At 65.8% G+C, this 13,495-nt stretch carries 11 protein-coding genes; 4 read left to right on the top strand and 7 right to left on the bottom strand.

The window, feature by feature from the left end:
• Nucleotides 1–6 precede the first annotated feature (6 nt).
• From G3W89_RS28060 to G3W89_RS33420, 4 genes are read right to left on the bottom strand one after another with little or no spacing between them, the layout of a single operon-like run.
• Nucleotides 7–462, bottom strand: coding sequence for a YidB family protein (locus G3W89_RS28060; protein ID WP_162577220.1), 456 nt, complete (start codon nucleotides 460–462; stop codon nucleotides 7–9).
• Nucleotides 463–505: 43 nt separating this feature from the next.
• Nucleotides 506–1,867, bottom strand: a complete 1,362-nt coding sequence (locus G3W89_RS28055) for a M20/M25/M40 family metallo-hydrolase (RefSeq protein WP_162577219.1) — start codon at nucleotides 1,865–1,867, stop codon at nucleotides 506–508.
• 55 nt (nucleotides 1,868–1,922) lie between these two features.
• Entirely contained in the window at nucleotides 1,923–2,657 is a 735-nt protein-coding gene (locus G3W89_RS28050) for a 16S rRNA (uracil(1498)-N(3))-methyltransferase (RefSeq protein ID WP_443083190.1), read from the bottom strand.
• On the bottom strand, nucleotides 2,654–3,748 hold the full coding sequence (locus tag G3W89_RS33420; protein ID WP_162577217.1) for an aminoglycoside phosphotransferase family protein: 1,095 nt from the start codon (nucleotides 3,746–3,748) through the stop codon (nucleotides 2,654–2,656). Before G3W89_RS33420 ends, G3W89_RS28050 begins: the two co-directional genes overlap by 4 nt.
• Before the next feature lie 90 nt (nucleotides 3,749–3,838).
• Between G3W89_RS33420 and G3W89_RS28040 the strand changes: the two genes are divergently transcribed.
• The 3 genes from G3W89_RS28040 to rsmA all read left to right on the top strand — a co-directional run bounded on the left by G3W89_RS28040 (nucleotide 3,839) and on the right by rsmA (nucleotide 8,515).
• The gene (locus G3W89_RS28040; protein WP_162577216.1) at nucleotides 3,839–6,229 is read left to right on the top strand and encodes an LPS-assembly protein LptD; all 2,391 of its coding nucleotides are present in this window, start codon (nucleotides 3,839–3,841) and stop codon (nucleotides 6,227–6,229) included.
• 13 nt (nucleotides 6,230–6,242) lie between these two features.
• Nucleotides 6,243–7,658: a peptidylprolyl isomerase gene (locus G3W89_RS28035; protein ID WP_162577215.1), complete on the top strand. Its 1,416-nt coding sequence runs from the start codon at nucleotides 6,243–6,245 to the stop codon at nucleotides 7,656–7,658.
• 86 nt (nucleotides 7,659–7,744) lie between these two features.
• Nucleotides 7,745–8,515 (top strand): 16S rRNA (adenine(1518)-N(6)/adenine(1519)-N(6))-dimethyltransferase RsmA, encoded by a 771-nt coding sequence (rsmA, locus tag G3W89_RS28030; protein ID WP_162577214.1) that lies wholly within the window; start codon nucleotides 7,745–7,747, stop codon nucleotides 8,513–8,515.
• Nucleotides 8,516–8,844: 329 nt separating this feature from the next.
• Here rsmA and G3W89_RS28025 read toward each other — a convergent pair whose 3' ends face one another.
• The 3 genes from G3W89_RS28025 to G3W89_RS28015 form a co-directional block, all read right to left on the bottom strand.
• Nucleotides 8,845–9,279 (bottom strand): barstar family protein, encoded by a 435-nt coding sequence (locus tag G3W89_RS28025; protein ID WP_162577690.1) that lies wholly within the window; start codon nucleotides 9,277–9,279, stop codon nucleotides 8,845–8,847.
• 47 nt (nucleotides 9,280–9,326) lie between these two features.
• The gene (locus G3W89_RS28020) at nucleotides 9,327–9,740 is read right to left on the bottom strand and encodes a ribonuclease domain-containing protein (protein WP_162577213.1); all 414 of its coding nucleotides are present in this window, start codon (nucleotides 9,738–9,740) and stop codon (nucleotides 9,327–9,329) included.
• Nucleotides 9,741–9,922: 182 nt separating this feature from the next.
• On the bottom strand, nucleotides 9,923–12,262 hold the full coding sequence (locus G3W89_RS28015; RefSeq protein WP_162577212.1) for an NADP-dependent malic enzyme: 2,340 nt from the start codon (nucleotides 12,260–12,262) through the stop codon (nucleotides 9,923–9,925).
• Between the two features lie 164 nt (nucleotides 12,263–12,426).
• Here G3W89_RS28015 and G3W89_RS28010 point away from each other — a divergent pair, with 164 nt between their 5' ends.
• Nucleotides 12,427–13,491, top strand: coding sequence for an SPFH domain-containing protein (locus G3W89_RS28010; protein WP_162577211.1), 1,065 nt, complete (start codon nucleotides 12,427–12,429; stop codon nucleotides 13,489–13,491).
• The last annotated feature ends 4 nt before the right edge of the window (nucleotides 13,492–13,495 follow it).

Here is a 13,495-nt window from a genome sequence, read left to right as displayed (position 1 = left end):
GGCCGCTCAGCCCTTGTGCAGCAGACCGCTGAGCGAGGACAGCAGCTCGTCCTGGTTGCCCAGGCCTTCCTCCGGCGCGTGGCCCCTGGGCGTGAGGCGATCGACCAGCATGGGCAGCAGCGTGGCCAGCATCGGCAGCAGCGTGGCGGCATTGATGCCGAGCTTCTGCGCGAGCCCGGAGATGACATCGCTACCCAGCGCATCCTGCAGTTGCCCGCCCGAGACCGGCTGGTTCTCGCCCTTGCCGATCCACGAGCCGATCACGTCGCCCATGCCGGCCTGTTCGAACCTGGAGACGAGTCCGCCGAGTCCGCCTACCTCGCCGTTGTCGGCGAGCAGCCCTCCGAGCGCGCCCGCAAGCCCGCCACCGAGCCCATCGAGGCCGCCCAGGCCTTGGCCGTCAGGCTGCTGCGCCTGCCCGCCGCCGAGCACTTGTCCGAGTACCGAATCGAGCAGTCCCATGGTGGGCTCCTGAAGTGAATGGGTGTGAGGGAAAGAGCGCCGACTACGACTTCGGACGCGGCGGACGCTTGGGAAGGAGCGGCTCGCTCACGCCCTGCACGCCGACCAGGCCGAGCACGGTCGCGAGGGCATTCTGCGCGCCTTTCCAGCCCTCCGTCACGTCGATCCACTCGGACAGCGCATGGAAGCCGCCGGTCTTGCCGCCGCCGCCGATGATGATGGCCGGAATGCCGAGCGACATCGGCACGTTGGCATCGGTGCTGGCGCCCGTCAGCAGGCTCTTGTGACCGAAGGCGCTGTTCGAGCGAACCGCCGCTTCGACGATGACCGAGTCCGAAGGCGTGCGGCCGCCCGGGCGGTCGCCGATCAGCTTGTTGCTGACGCTGAGCGTGCTGACGTTCCAGCGCTTGTTCTCTTCCGCCACCGCCTCGTCGATCGCAGCCAGTACCTTCTTCTCGGTCTCGAGCAGCGCGCCCATCTCGTCGGAGCGGATGTCCACCGCCATGCGTGCGTCGGGCGCGATGGTGTTGACCGACGTGCCTCCTCCCACGGTGCCCACGGTGAAGGTGGTCTTGGGGAAGCTGGGTGTCCTGATCTCGGCGATCTTGGCGATCGCGCGGCCCATGCCATGGATGGCGCTGGGGACCTGGCCGAACGCAGCGTAGCTGTGGCCGCCCGGGCCCTTGAAGCTCACCTCGTAGCGATGGCTCGCCGTGCCCAGGACCAGCACCGTGCCCTCGGGCGCGGGCTCGACGCCCACCATGCCGTCGATGTCGAGATGGTCGCGGAAGATGGCCTTCATGCCACGAAGATTGCCCAGCTCCTCTTCGCCGACGTTGCCGACGAAGAGCAGGTCGCCGACCGTCTGAATCTTGTTGTCGTTGAGCACCTTGAGCCACGACAGCAGCACCGCCAGCCCGCGCGTGTCGTCCGAGATGCCGGGCGCGTAGAGCTTGCCGTCACGCTCCTTCACCTTGACATCGGTGCCAGCGGGAAAGACCGTGTCGAGATGGGCCGAGACCAGCAGCTTGGGGCCGTTGCCCGTGCCCTTGCGCAGACCCACGACGTTGCCCTCGGCGTCGATGCGCGCATCGCTGAGCCCCAACGCCTTCATGCGCGCCAGGAAGGCCTCCGCGCGCCTTTGTTCCTTGAAAGGAGGTGCCTCGATCTCGGTGAGCATCCGGAGGTCTTCGACCGAGCGCTCGTGATCGGCCTTCACCGCGTCGAGCAATTGCTTGATGACCGGTGCTGCCAGCAACTGCGTGTAGGCCTGGTCGACCACCGGCTTTACCTGCACAGGGGTCGGCGCAACGGCAGGGCCCTGGGCTTGGACGGGTCCCGCAATGCACAGGGTGGCGAGGAGAACGGGCGCAAGGCGGAATGACGCAGGCAAGAGCGATGGCATGGATGGGGGGAGGGAGTGGGGAGTGAAGGTCGAGGAAGCGGCCGGAGGATTCTGATCAAGGGTGCGCCAGCAATGCAAGCGCAGCCAGCGCCGCGGTCTCGGCGCGCAGCACGCGCGGGCCGAGCGTGAGCGGTGCAAAGCCGAGGGCGGTCGCATCGTGCTCCTCTGCGGCGCTCAGACCGCCCTCGGGGCCGCTGAGCACACAGGCGCCGCGCAGGCGGTCGGCGGGGACGCCTTCATGGATGTCGCGCAGGCTGCGGGCGCCCTCGGCCAGGCTCAGCACGAAGCGCTCGGCATCGTCCACGGGCGGGGATTCGATCCAGCCGGCGAGCGCGCGTACCGGGTGCACCAGCGGCACCCGGTTGCGCCCGCATTGCTCGCAGGCTGCAACGGCAATCGCCTGCCAATGCGCGCGCTTCTTGTCGGCACGCTCGCCGGCCAGGCGCAGCACGCCGTGCGCGGTCATCAGCGGCTGGATGCTGGCGACGCCGAGTTCGGTCGCCTTCTCGACGAGCCAGTCCATGCGCTCGTTGGCCGGCATCCCGATCGCCAGGTGTACGGCGCGCGGCGCCTCTCGCTCGATCGGTGCGTGCGCGCCGAGCTGCACGGTCACTTCGCTGCGCCCCATGCGCTCGACGGTGGCTGCGTATTCGCCGCCGTTGCCGTCGAAGAGCGTGAGCGCATCGCCGGGCTGCATCCGCAGCACCTGGACATGGCGCGCGGCGCCGGCCGGAAGCGCCATGGTGCCTTGCGCGGCCAAGGCCGTGGTGCAGTGAAAGCGTGGCGTCACAACCGCCCGTATGCGAAGCCGCTGATCGGCTGGGTACCTTCGATCTCGTCGACCGCGCGCAGGAGCGGCGTCAGCTCGCGATAGCGGCTCGCGGTCGCGCGGATGTAGGCGATGAAGCGCGGCGTGTCGGCCAGGTATCGGGGCTTGCCGTCGCGCAGCGTCAGCCGCGCGAAGATGCCCGCGACCTTGAGGTGGCGCTGCAGGCCCATCCATTCGACCGCCCGGTAGAAGGCGCCGAAGTCCTCGTCGAGCGGCAGCCCGGCTTTGCGCGCCTTTTCCCAGTAGCGCACGGTGAGGTCGAGCACGAAGTCCTCCTCCCAGCTCAGGAACGCATCGCGCATCAGGCTCGCAATGTCGTAGGTAATGGGGCCGTGCACCGCGTCCTGGAAGTCCAGCACGCCGAGCGTCGGTCCGCCGGTGATCATCAGGTTGCGCGGCATGAAGTCGCGATGCACGTAGACGCGCGGCGCCGCCAGGTTGTGCTCGACGATCAGCTGGAAAGTGCGTTGCAGCCTGTCGTGCAGCGTGCCTTCGACCGCCAAGCCTCGATACCGGGCCACGTACCAGTCAGGGAACAGCGCCAGCTCACGCTCGAGCAGCGCGCGATCGTAGGGCGGCAGGACCTGCGGCCTGGATGCCAGCTGCCACTGGATCAGGGCATCGATCGCCTGGACATAGAGCGGCCGCGCGGCCTCCGGATCGGCGGAGTCGATGACGTCGAGCATGGTCTGGCGACCGAGGTCGTCGAGCAGCAGGAAACCCTGGGGTTCGTCCCACTCGAGCACCTGCGGGGCGGTCAAGCCGGCGTCGCGCATCAACCGGGCGATGTGCACGAAGGGGGCGCTGTTCTCCTGGGCGGGCGGCGCGTCCATCACGATGCGCGTGGCGGCCGCGTCCTCGGTATCGATGCGGAAGTAGCGCCGGAAGCTCGCATCGGCCGAAGCCGGTCGCACGGTGGCCGGCAGCAGCCGGTGCTGCGGCCCGACCTTGGCCAGCCATTGGGCGAACGCCTGGGCGCGTTCCGGATCGCTCCAGCTGATCGTTGGGGATGGCGTTGCGGCGCTGCTGTCCGGGGGCGGGGAAGCTGTCATGGATAATCGATTCTACAAATCCACCCGGCGCGGGCGTCCGCGACGCCGGGCCCTCCGGTGCACCATCCCCGAAGACTCCTTTCCGTACCGATGCCTGACCTGATCCGAGCTGACTGGCGCCGGTGCCGACCGCCTCTGCCGCTTGCTTTGTTGACGCTGGCGCTGCTGCAAGCCCAGGGCGCATCGGCACAGGATGCCGGCCTGGACGCGCCGATCACGCTGAAGCGCACCCCGCAACTGCAGGAGACGATTCCGAAGACCCAGCGCGGCGAACTGCCGAGCTTCGTGGACGGCGACCGCATCTCCGGCCGCACCGATCTCGAAACCGTGATCGAAGGCAATGCCTCGTTGCGCCGGGGCGACACGGTGATCCACGCCGACCGCCTCGAGTACTACCAGCCCGAGGACCTCGCCAAGGCCAATGGCAATGTGCGCGTGAACCAAGCGGGCAATGTCTACGAGGGTCCTCATCTCGAGCTCAAGCTCGAGACCTTCGAAGGCTTCTTCGACAAGGTGCACTACCGCTTTCTGAACTCGGGCGGCCAAGGTGACGCCGAGCGGATCGACTTCGTCGACAGCAACGTGTCGATCGCGCGCCAGGGCACCTACACGACCTGCCGGCGGGAGGACTATCCTGGCTGGATGCCGGCCTGGATCCTGAGCGCCGCCACCTTGACCACCGACACCGAGGAGAACGTCGGCGTGGCCACCGATGCGCGGATGAGCTTCATGGGCATCACGACCCCGCCTTTCCCGTCGCTGAGCTTTCCCCTCAGCAACGATCGCAAGAGCGGCTTCCTGCCACCGACCGTTGGCGTGAGCAGCGTCAATGGCGTGGACGTCACCGTGCCCTACTACTGGAACATTGCTCCCAACCGCGACGCGACCTTCTACCCCGAGTTGATGGGCAAGCGAGGCGTCAACCTCGGCAGCGAGTTCCGCTACCTCGAGAAGGACTACAGCGGCGACATGCGTCTCGACTACATGCCCACGGACAGCCTGCGCAATCGCAAGCGCTGGGGCATCTGGACGAACCATACGCAGACTTTCGACCCCAAGCCGCTCGGGCTGGACTCGCTGAGCGCCTCGATCAGATTCAATCGCGTGAGCGACGACGACTACTGGCGCGACTTCACGCGCACGCCCTCGCTGACGACGCGGCTGCTGTCGAACGATGCCTCGCTCAACTGGACCAAGGGCGACTGGAACGGCATCGTGCGCGCGCTGAAATACCAGACGCTGCAGTACGACCTGTCGCCGATCATTCCGCCGTACGACCGCCTGCCGCAGATCACTGCGAACTACTACAAGTACGACTGGCACGGGTTCGACTTCTCGCTCAACACCGAGTACACGCGCTTCCGTGGCGACCCGGTGCAGCAAAGGCAGCCCAACGGCGAACGGGTGTATGCGCAGGCGGCGCTCAGCCGGCCCTTCCTCACGCCAGGCACCTTCGTCATTCCCAAGATCCAGCTGCATACGACCAGCTACCAGTTCGAAGCGCCGCTGGCCAACGGGGCGAACTCGGCGAGCCGCACGGTGCCCACCTTCAGCCTGGACAGCGGCATGATCTTCGAGCGCGACGCCAGCTTCTTCGGGCGCGCGTTCCGTCAGACGCTGGAGCCGCGCGCCTTCTATGTCTACACGCCTTACCGCGACCAGAGCCTGCTGCCGAACTACGACTCGGCGGCCAACGACTTCAACTTCGCCACGGTCTATACGGAGAACGCCTTCTCCGGCAACGATCGCATCTCCGACAGCAACACGCTGACGGTAGGCGTGACCTCACGGCTGATCGATCCCGACAGCGGCGCCGAGGCGGCGCGCTTCGGGGTCGCGCAGCGGCTGCGCTTCAAGGACCAGCGCGTCACGCTGCCGGGCACCACGGCCGTGACCGACCGGGTCAGCGACCTGCTGTTCGGCGCCCAGGTCAACTGGACGCCGCGGTGGAGCGTCGACGGTACCGTGCAGTACAACCCCGACGATCACAAGTCGGCCCGGACGGCCTTGAGCGCCCGCTACAACCCGGGGCCCTATCGCAATATCTCGGCGGCCTACCGCTACCAGGCGAACTCGACGCCCACTCTCAACGACGGCAACAAGTCGCTGGACGTGAGCTGGCAATGGCCGCTCAACGATCTTTGGGGCGACAAGGGCAAGGACCTCGGTCCGGGCCGCGGCCAGGGTGGAGGCCGCTGGTATGCCGTGGGCCGGCTCAACTACAGCCTGCAAGATCGCAAGCTCACGGACGGCGTGCTCGGCTTCGAGTACGACGGCTGCTGCTGGATCGGGCGCGTGGTCCTGGAACGCCTCACCACTGGCCAAGCCACGGCCAACACGCGCATCATGTTCCAGCTCGAGTTCGTCGGCTTCGCCGCGATCGGAGCCAGTCCCATGCGCACCCTGACCCAGAACATTCAGCGCTACCAGCCTCTGCGGCAACCCTTCCTTGCCCCCAGCCGCTTCACCAACTACGACTGAGCCCCTCTTCGCCATGAATCACATCCGCTCCATCCTCACCCTGGCGTGCCTTGCAACGCTGGCCGCGGCGGCCGGTGCGCAAGGACAGGGAGGCTCGCGCCCCGGCGTCGGCATCACCGACATCATGCGCGGTGGCCCGCGCCTCGCGCCGCCTCCGACAGTGCCGCGCGCCTCCCCGGCGCCCGCCGAGCCGACAACGCAGCGCTCGGCCGAGTACATCGTGGCGCTCGTCAATTCCGAACCCATCACCAATACCGACGTGCAGTCGCGGGTCGAGCGCCTCCTCAGGGAGAACGCCGAGGCGCAGCGCGTGCCGCGGTCCGAGCTCACGCGCCTGGTGCTGGAGCGGCTGATCGCCGAGCGCACCCAGCTGCAGGCGGCCAAGGACGCCGGCATCAAGGTCGACGAACTTGCCATCGATCAAGCCGAGCAGACTGTCGCGCGGCAGAACCAGATGAGCCTGACCGAGCTGCGCAGCCGCGTCGCATCCGAGGGAATCACGGCGCAGACGTTCCGTAACGACCTTCGAGACCAGCTCCTGCTGACGCGTCTGCGCGACCGCGAGATCGAAGCCAAGGTGAAGATCAGCGACGTCGAGGTCGACCAATTCATGCGCGAGCAGCGCAACGGCGGCAATGCCGCGGTGCCATCGAACATCAATATCGCCCAAGTGCTGGTAGCCGTGCCCGAGAACGCCACCGAGGCGCAGATCGCCCAGTTGCAGCAGCGCGCCCAGGGGATCGCCCAGCGAGCCCGCGCCGGCGAGGATTTTGCCAAGCTGGCTCAGGAGTTCTCCGATTCGCCTGATCGCGCCAACGGAGGCGTGCTGGGCATGCGCAGTGCCGACCGCTATCCTGGCCTGTTCGTCGAGGCGACGCAGTCCACCGCCGTCAACGGCATCGCCGGCCCGATTCGCTCCGGCGCGGGCTTCCACGTGCTCAAGGTGCTGGCCAAGAGCCAGCCTGGCTCGGCCGACGCGGTCGTCACCCAGACCCAGGTGCGCCACATCTTGCTGCGCAATGATCCGAAGCGCACGACTGCGCAGGCGGTGGCACAGCTGGCGGAGTTCAAGGAACGCATTCAGAAGGGTGCCGACTTTGCGGGGCTGGCTCGCGACAACTCGCAGGACACGAGCGCCAAGGAAGGCGGCGACCTGGGCTGGTCGCGCCCCGGGCAGTTCGTGCCCGAGTTCGAGGAAGCAATGAACCGGCTGGCGCCGGGGCAGGTCAGCGACCCGGTGGTGTCCCGATTCGGCGTGCACCTGATCCAGGTCGTCGCCCGCCGGGAAGCCAAGCTGACCCAGACCGAGCAGCGCGAAGCCGCGCGCGCCGTGCTGCGCGAGAAGAAGCTCGAGGAAGCCTACGAAACCTGGGCGCAGGAACTGCGCACGCGCGCTTACGTGGAGTACCGCGAGGCACCGCAACAATGACGCTTATGCACGGTCCTCCTTCGCTGGCCCGAGGCGTGAGAGCGCGCTAGAGCCATCCAGATGACCAAGCGCTGTGGCGGCCCTCGGTGAAGCACATTGCACGCAAGCGCTTCGGACAGCATTTCCTGTCCGACGCAGGCATCATCGATGCGATCGTGCGTGAGATCGCGCCGCGGCCGGGCGATGTGATGGTCGAAATCGGGCCGGGCCTCGCGGCGCTGACTCAGCCGTTGGTCGAGCGCCTCGGCCGGCTGACCGTGATCGAACTGGACCGCGACCTGGCGCAACGGTTGCGCGGGCATGGCCAGCTCGAGGTGGTCGAATCGGACGTCCTGAAGGTGGACTTCGCAGCCCTGACCGCTCGCTTGGCGGTGCCGCCAGCGGCGCTGCGCGTCGTCGGCAACCTGCCGTACAACATCTCGACCCCGATTCTTTTCCACCTGCTTGGCTTCGCGCATCTCGTCGCCGACCAGCATTTCATGTTGCAAAAGGAAGTCATCGACCGAATGACCGCCCAGCCGGCCACCTCGGACTACGGGCGCCTGAGCGTGATGCTGCAGTGGCGTTACGCGATGGAAAACGTGCTGTTCGTACCGCCGGAGAGCTTCGATCCGCCGCCGCGGGTGGACAGCGCCGTGGTACGCATGGTGCCTTTGGCCGAGCCGCCGACGGTCGACCCCGTCCGACTGGGCGAGATCGTTCAGGTCGCCTTCAGCCAACGGCGCAAGCTGCTGCGTCATAGCCTGGGGAAATGGCTTGAGCAGCATGGGTTCGCCGGCGATTTCGAAATACAGCGGCGCGCCGAAGAGGTGCCTGTGGCCGAGTACGTCTCACTCGCCCAATCACTTCCCCCATAAAGAGAAAGCCCGTTCAAGACGGGCTTTTCTGTTCGTGACGGCCCGTCGCTCTCGGCCACTCGGAGCGGTCAGCCTACCGACCGCCGGCAAAAGACGGCGGCAAGCAACATGACGTGCGCAGCCAGGGGCCTACTATGCCGCGGCGAGCCAGTAGCCCGCATTGAAGGGGCTGCTCATGCGCAGCGCCAGGGGCGACACGTCGACCAGCTTGTCGGTGGGCATTTTTTCTGCCGCCGGGTCGCTGTTGTTCTGGAGATCGATGCCCGAAACGGATTCGGTGCCGTTAGCCTGGTTCGCCCGTTCTGCTTGGCTGGTGGGTGCAGAACGGGCTACAGAAAAGAATAGAAGCACCGAAACGGTATTTTCCGATCGCCCCAATAGTCGGCGGCGTCCCGGAAGATATCGAGCAACTGCTCGCGCGCTTCCTTGTCGAACTTGGCGTTGGCAGGAATCTGCTCGAGCACGATGACAAAGCCGGGCTGCGGGCCCGATTTATGCAGCGGGTCGGTCATGCAGTCGTACAGCGCATCGAAGTTCTTGCCGAAGTGCTGCGGAAAGGTGAACTGTTGAGCGATCAGGTCGAGCACGTCCTGCTTCGATTGGGCGTTGCCCAGATTGGCATAGAGGAAGTGCTGCCCTGCCGCGTGTGCCGCCTCCTGCAGATCGCTCACGCGAAATGCACGAATCGATTGCACGATGTTGGGTCGCACGCCCCGAAGGGTGGGGGTCATCTCCGCTGGTCTTTCCATAGTTGTCGTGGTCATCTTTACCTCAGGGCGCCTGGGTGCGCCGCTCCAATCCAGTTCATCGCTCACGGCAAGATCTGCCTGAAACTCGCGTAATGGTCTGCCGTGTACCAGCAGACCGACGGCACCTTGCGCTCGCCTCCGCAGACGATGCGCCGTGGGCCGCGATCCCGCGAGCCGGGTGTTTCGACCGTGTACTCTCGGTAATGGCCCCGGCGCTCTCGCGGCAAGAGGTGTTCGCGATTGCCGAACACCGAGCCGTCCTTTTCATATCGGAAAGGGCCACCGTTCAAGATGGCTCCATAAGTGCGCTGGCCCTGTACCGGCAATTCGGCCAGCGCGATCGTTTCCTGTGCCGATCGATCGGCGCGGATGCCAAGCCATTCACGAGCCTGGGCTCCGGCACTCAGGGCCATCAACAAGAGGCCTGCGAGCGCGAATTTGGAGACCGGTAACGTGATCGAGGCGTAAGCCGCCATGGGGCACCAGAAGAAAAAGAGCGAGGGCCGAATCGCAGGTCAACCTCCGGGTTAACCCGCAAATTCAAGGCCGCAAGTGTGCCCCAGGGACGCACAAATAGCAAGCGCCTGCCCAATCTTTGAGCAGGCTGCCAGGGTCTTACCGATGCATTCGAAGTTAGCGGCCGCTGTCGTACAAACGCTTAACGCTCGGCGTTGGCATCCGCCACCGTCAAGGCGGTCATGTTGACGATACGGCGCACCGTCGCGGTCGCGGTGAGGATGTGCACAGGTTTGGCCGCCCCAAGCAGCACCGGGCCGATGGCGATGTTGCCGCCAGCGGCCGTTTTGAGCAGGTTGTAGGAAATGTTGGCAGCGTCGATGTTCGGGAATACCAGGAGATTGGCATCGCCAGCCAGGGCGCTGTGCGGCATCACCTGCGCGCGCTGCTTGCCGTCCAAAGCAACGTCACCGTGCATTTCTCCGTCGACTTCAAGCCACGGCGCCTGCTCGCGAAGCAATGCGAGCGTCTGACGCATCTTGATCGCGCTGGGGTGCTCGCTGGTTCCGAAATTCGAATGCGACAGCAGTGCGGCCTTCGGCTTCAAGCCGAAGCGCATCATTTCCTCGGCCGCCATCGTCGTGATCTCGGTCAGTTCTTCGGGCGTCGGGTCGTAGTTGACGTGCGTGTCGACCAGGAACACCTGCCTGTCCGGCAGCAACAGGCCGTTCATGCAGGCGTAGATCGGCATGTCCTGGGGCGTGCTTGCGCAACCACCGACACGCTTGCCGATGACCTGGTCGATGTATCGCAGATGCAGCGCGGTGGTGCCCCAGGTGCCGCAGATCAGGCCATCGACGTCGCCCTTGTGCAGCAGCATGGCGCCGATGAGCGTGAGGCGGCGGCGCATCTCGATCTTGGCGACCTGCACCGTGATGCCCTTGCGTTCGGTCATCCGGTGATAGGTTTGCCAGAAGTCGCGGTACCGGTGGTCGAAATCGGTATTCACCACGTCGTAGTCGAGTTCCTCCTTGAGGCGCAGGCCGAACTTCTCGATGCGCTGGGCGATGATGGCGGGCCGGCCGATCAGGGTGGGCCGGGCGATGCCCTCGTCGACCACGATCTGCGCCGCGCGCAGCACGCGTTCTTCCTCGCCTTCGCTGTAGGCCACCCGTTTCTTCGGCGCGCGCTTGGCGGTGTCGAAGATTGGCTTCATCGTGGTACCCGAGGCGTACACGAAGCTCTGCAGCTTGTCGCGGTAGGCGTCGAGATCGCCGATCGGACGCAGCGCGACGCCGCTCTCCGCCGCCGCCTTGGCGACTGCGGGCGCGATCTTCATCATGAGCCGCGGATCGAAGGGCTTCGGAATGAGGTAGTCAGGGCCGAAGCTCAGCTTCTCGCCCACATAGGCTGCCGCCACGCGCTCGCTCTGCTCGGCTTGTGCGAGTTCGGCGATGGCGTGCACGGCTGCGACCTCCATCTCGTCGGTGATGGTGGTGGCGCCGCAGTCCAACGCGCCGCGGAAGATGTAGGGGAAGCACAGGACATTGTTGACCTGGTTCGGGTAGTCCGTACGGCCAGTGGCCATGACGACGTCGTCGCGCACCGCCTTCGCCTCCTCGGGTGTGATTTCCGGATTTGGGTTGGCGAGCGCGAAGATCACTGGCTTCGCCGCCATCTTGGCCACCATGGCGGGCTTGAGGACCCCACCGGCGGAAAGGCCAAGGAACACGTCCGCGCCCTCGATCACCTCGGTCAGCGAGCGCGCCGAGGTTTTCTGCATGTATTGGCGCTTGTCGTCGTCCATCAGCTCGGTGCGGCCTTCATACACCACGCCCGCCAGGTCGGTGACGAACACGTTCTCGCGTTTCAGGCCGACCTTCAGGAGCAGGTTGAGACAGGCCAGCGCCGCAGCGCCCGCGCCGGAGGCGACCAGCTTGATCTGCCCGATGTCCTTGCCGACCACCTTCAGCCCGTTGAGCATGGCGGCAGCCACCGTGATGGCCGTGCCGTGCTGGTCATCATGAAAGACCGGAATCTTCATGCGCTTGCGCAACTCGCGCTCGACGTAGAAGCAGTCCGGCGCCTTGATGTCCTCGAGGTTGATGGCACCGAAGGTCGGCTCAAGCGCGGCAATGACTTCCACCAGCCTCGCGGGGTCCTTCTCGTCGATCTCGATGTCGAACACATCGACGCCCGCGAACTTCTTGAACAGCACGCCCTTGCCTTCCATCACCGGCTTGGAAGCCAGCGGCCCGATGTCGCCCAGGCCCAGCACCGCGGTGCCGTTGGTGATCACTGCGACCAGGTTGCCGCGCGCTGTGTACTTGAAGGCGTTGACCGGGTCCTTGACGATCTCCTCGCAAGGCGCTGCCACCCCAGGCGAATAGGCCAGGGCCAAGTCACGCTGGTTCATCATCTGCTTGGTCGCCGCGATTGCAACCTTGCCCGGAACAGGAAGCTCGTGGTACTCGAGGGCCGCCCGGCGCAGTTCGGCGCGCTTGTCTTCGGGCGTGGGGATCGGGGAGGTCAGATCGGACATGTGCCTTTGCTCCGTGCAACGCTTCTTGTAGGGGGCGCCGATTGTAGGCCTCGCGCTTTCTCGCCTTTCGTCAAGGCAGCTTGGCGCGCGACCAAAATGCCTGCCCGACGCCGGGCCGATATGGCAGTATGGCCGCGCTCACAACAACCGGACGAGGAGTTATCGTGGCGCTGATGGATTTCATCAAGAAACAGTTCATTGACATCATCCAGTGGACCGAGACTGGAGACGGGACGCTGGCGTGGCGCTTCCCCATGGCGGAGATGGAAATCCAGAATGGCGCTTCGCTCACGGTACGCGAGTCGCAGGTGGCGGTTTTCGTCAATGAGGGCCAGGTGGCCGACGTGTTCGGCCCGGGCATGTACAAGCTCACGACGCAGACTCTCCCGGTCCTCACCTACCTCAGGAATTGGGACAAGCTCTTCGAGTCCCCGTTCAAGAGCGATGTCTATTTCTTCAGCACCCGCCAGCAGGTCGATCAGAAATGGGGCACGCCCCAGCCGATCACCATCCGCGACAAGGACTTCGGCGCCGTTCGCCTGCGCGCCTTCGGCAACTTCAGCTTCCGCATCGGCGACGCGAAGCTCTTCCACACAGAGATCTCGGGCACGCGCGACATTTACACCGTGGCCGACCTCGATGGCCAACTGCGCGGCCTGGTTCTACAGAACATCAGCAACGCGATCGCCTCCAGCGGTGTCCCTTTCCTCGACCTGGCGGCCAACCAGATCCAGTTCGCGCAGGCACTGGCGGCGCAGCTGGTGCCGGAGTTCGCCAAGATCGGGATCCGGCTCGAGGCCCTCACGGTCCAGAACGTCTCACTGCCGGAGGAGCTGCAGAAGATCCTCGACCAGAAGATCGGCATGGGGATGGTCGGTAACGACATGGGCAAGTTCATGCAGTACCAGACGGCGCAGGCGATTCCGAAGTTTGCCGAGGGCGCCGGCCAGGGCGGCGGCATTGCCGGCGACGCGATGGGCCTCGGGGCCGGCGTGGCGCTGGGCCAGGTGCTGGCGCAGAACCTTCAGCAGGGACTCAATCCGGCGAGTACCGGCGCCGTCCCTGCTGCTGCAGATGCGGCGCAGCAGCAGCAGCCCACTGTCGCCGTGGTCAATCCGGCCGACGTGATGACCACGCTCGAGAAGCTCGGCGAGCTCAAGACCAAGGGCGTCCTCACGCAGGAAGAATTCGACGCCAAGAAGGCGGAACTGCTGAAGAAGCTGGTCTGAGCCG

This window comes from Variovorax sp. PBL-H6, from assembly GCF_901827155.1.
In the GTDB taxonomy this organism is placed as follows: domain Bacteria; phylum Pseudomonadota; class Gammaproteobacteria; order Burkholderiales; family Burkholderiaceae_C; genus Variovorax.
Note: the sequence above shows the minus strand (reverse complement) of the source record. Positions and strands in the feature narration are given on the sequence as shown.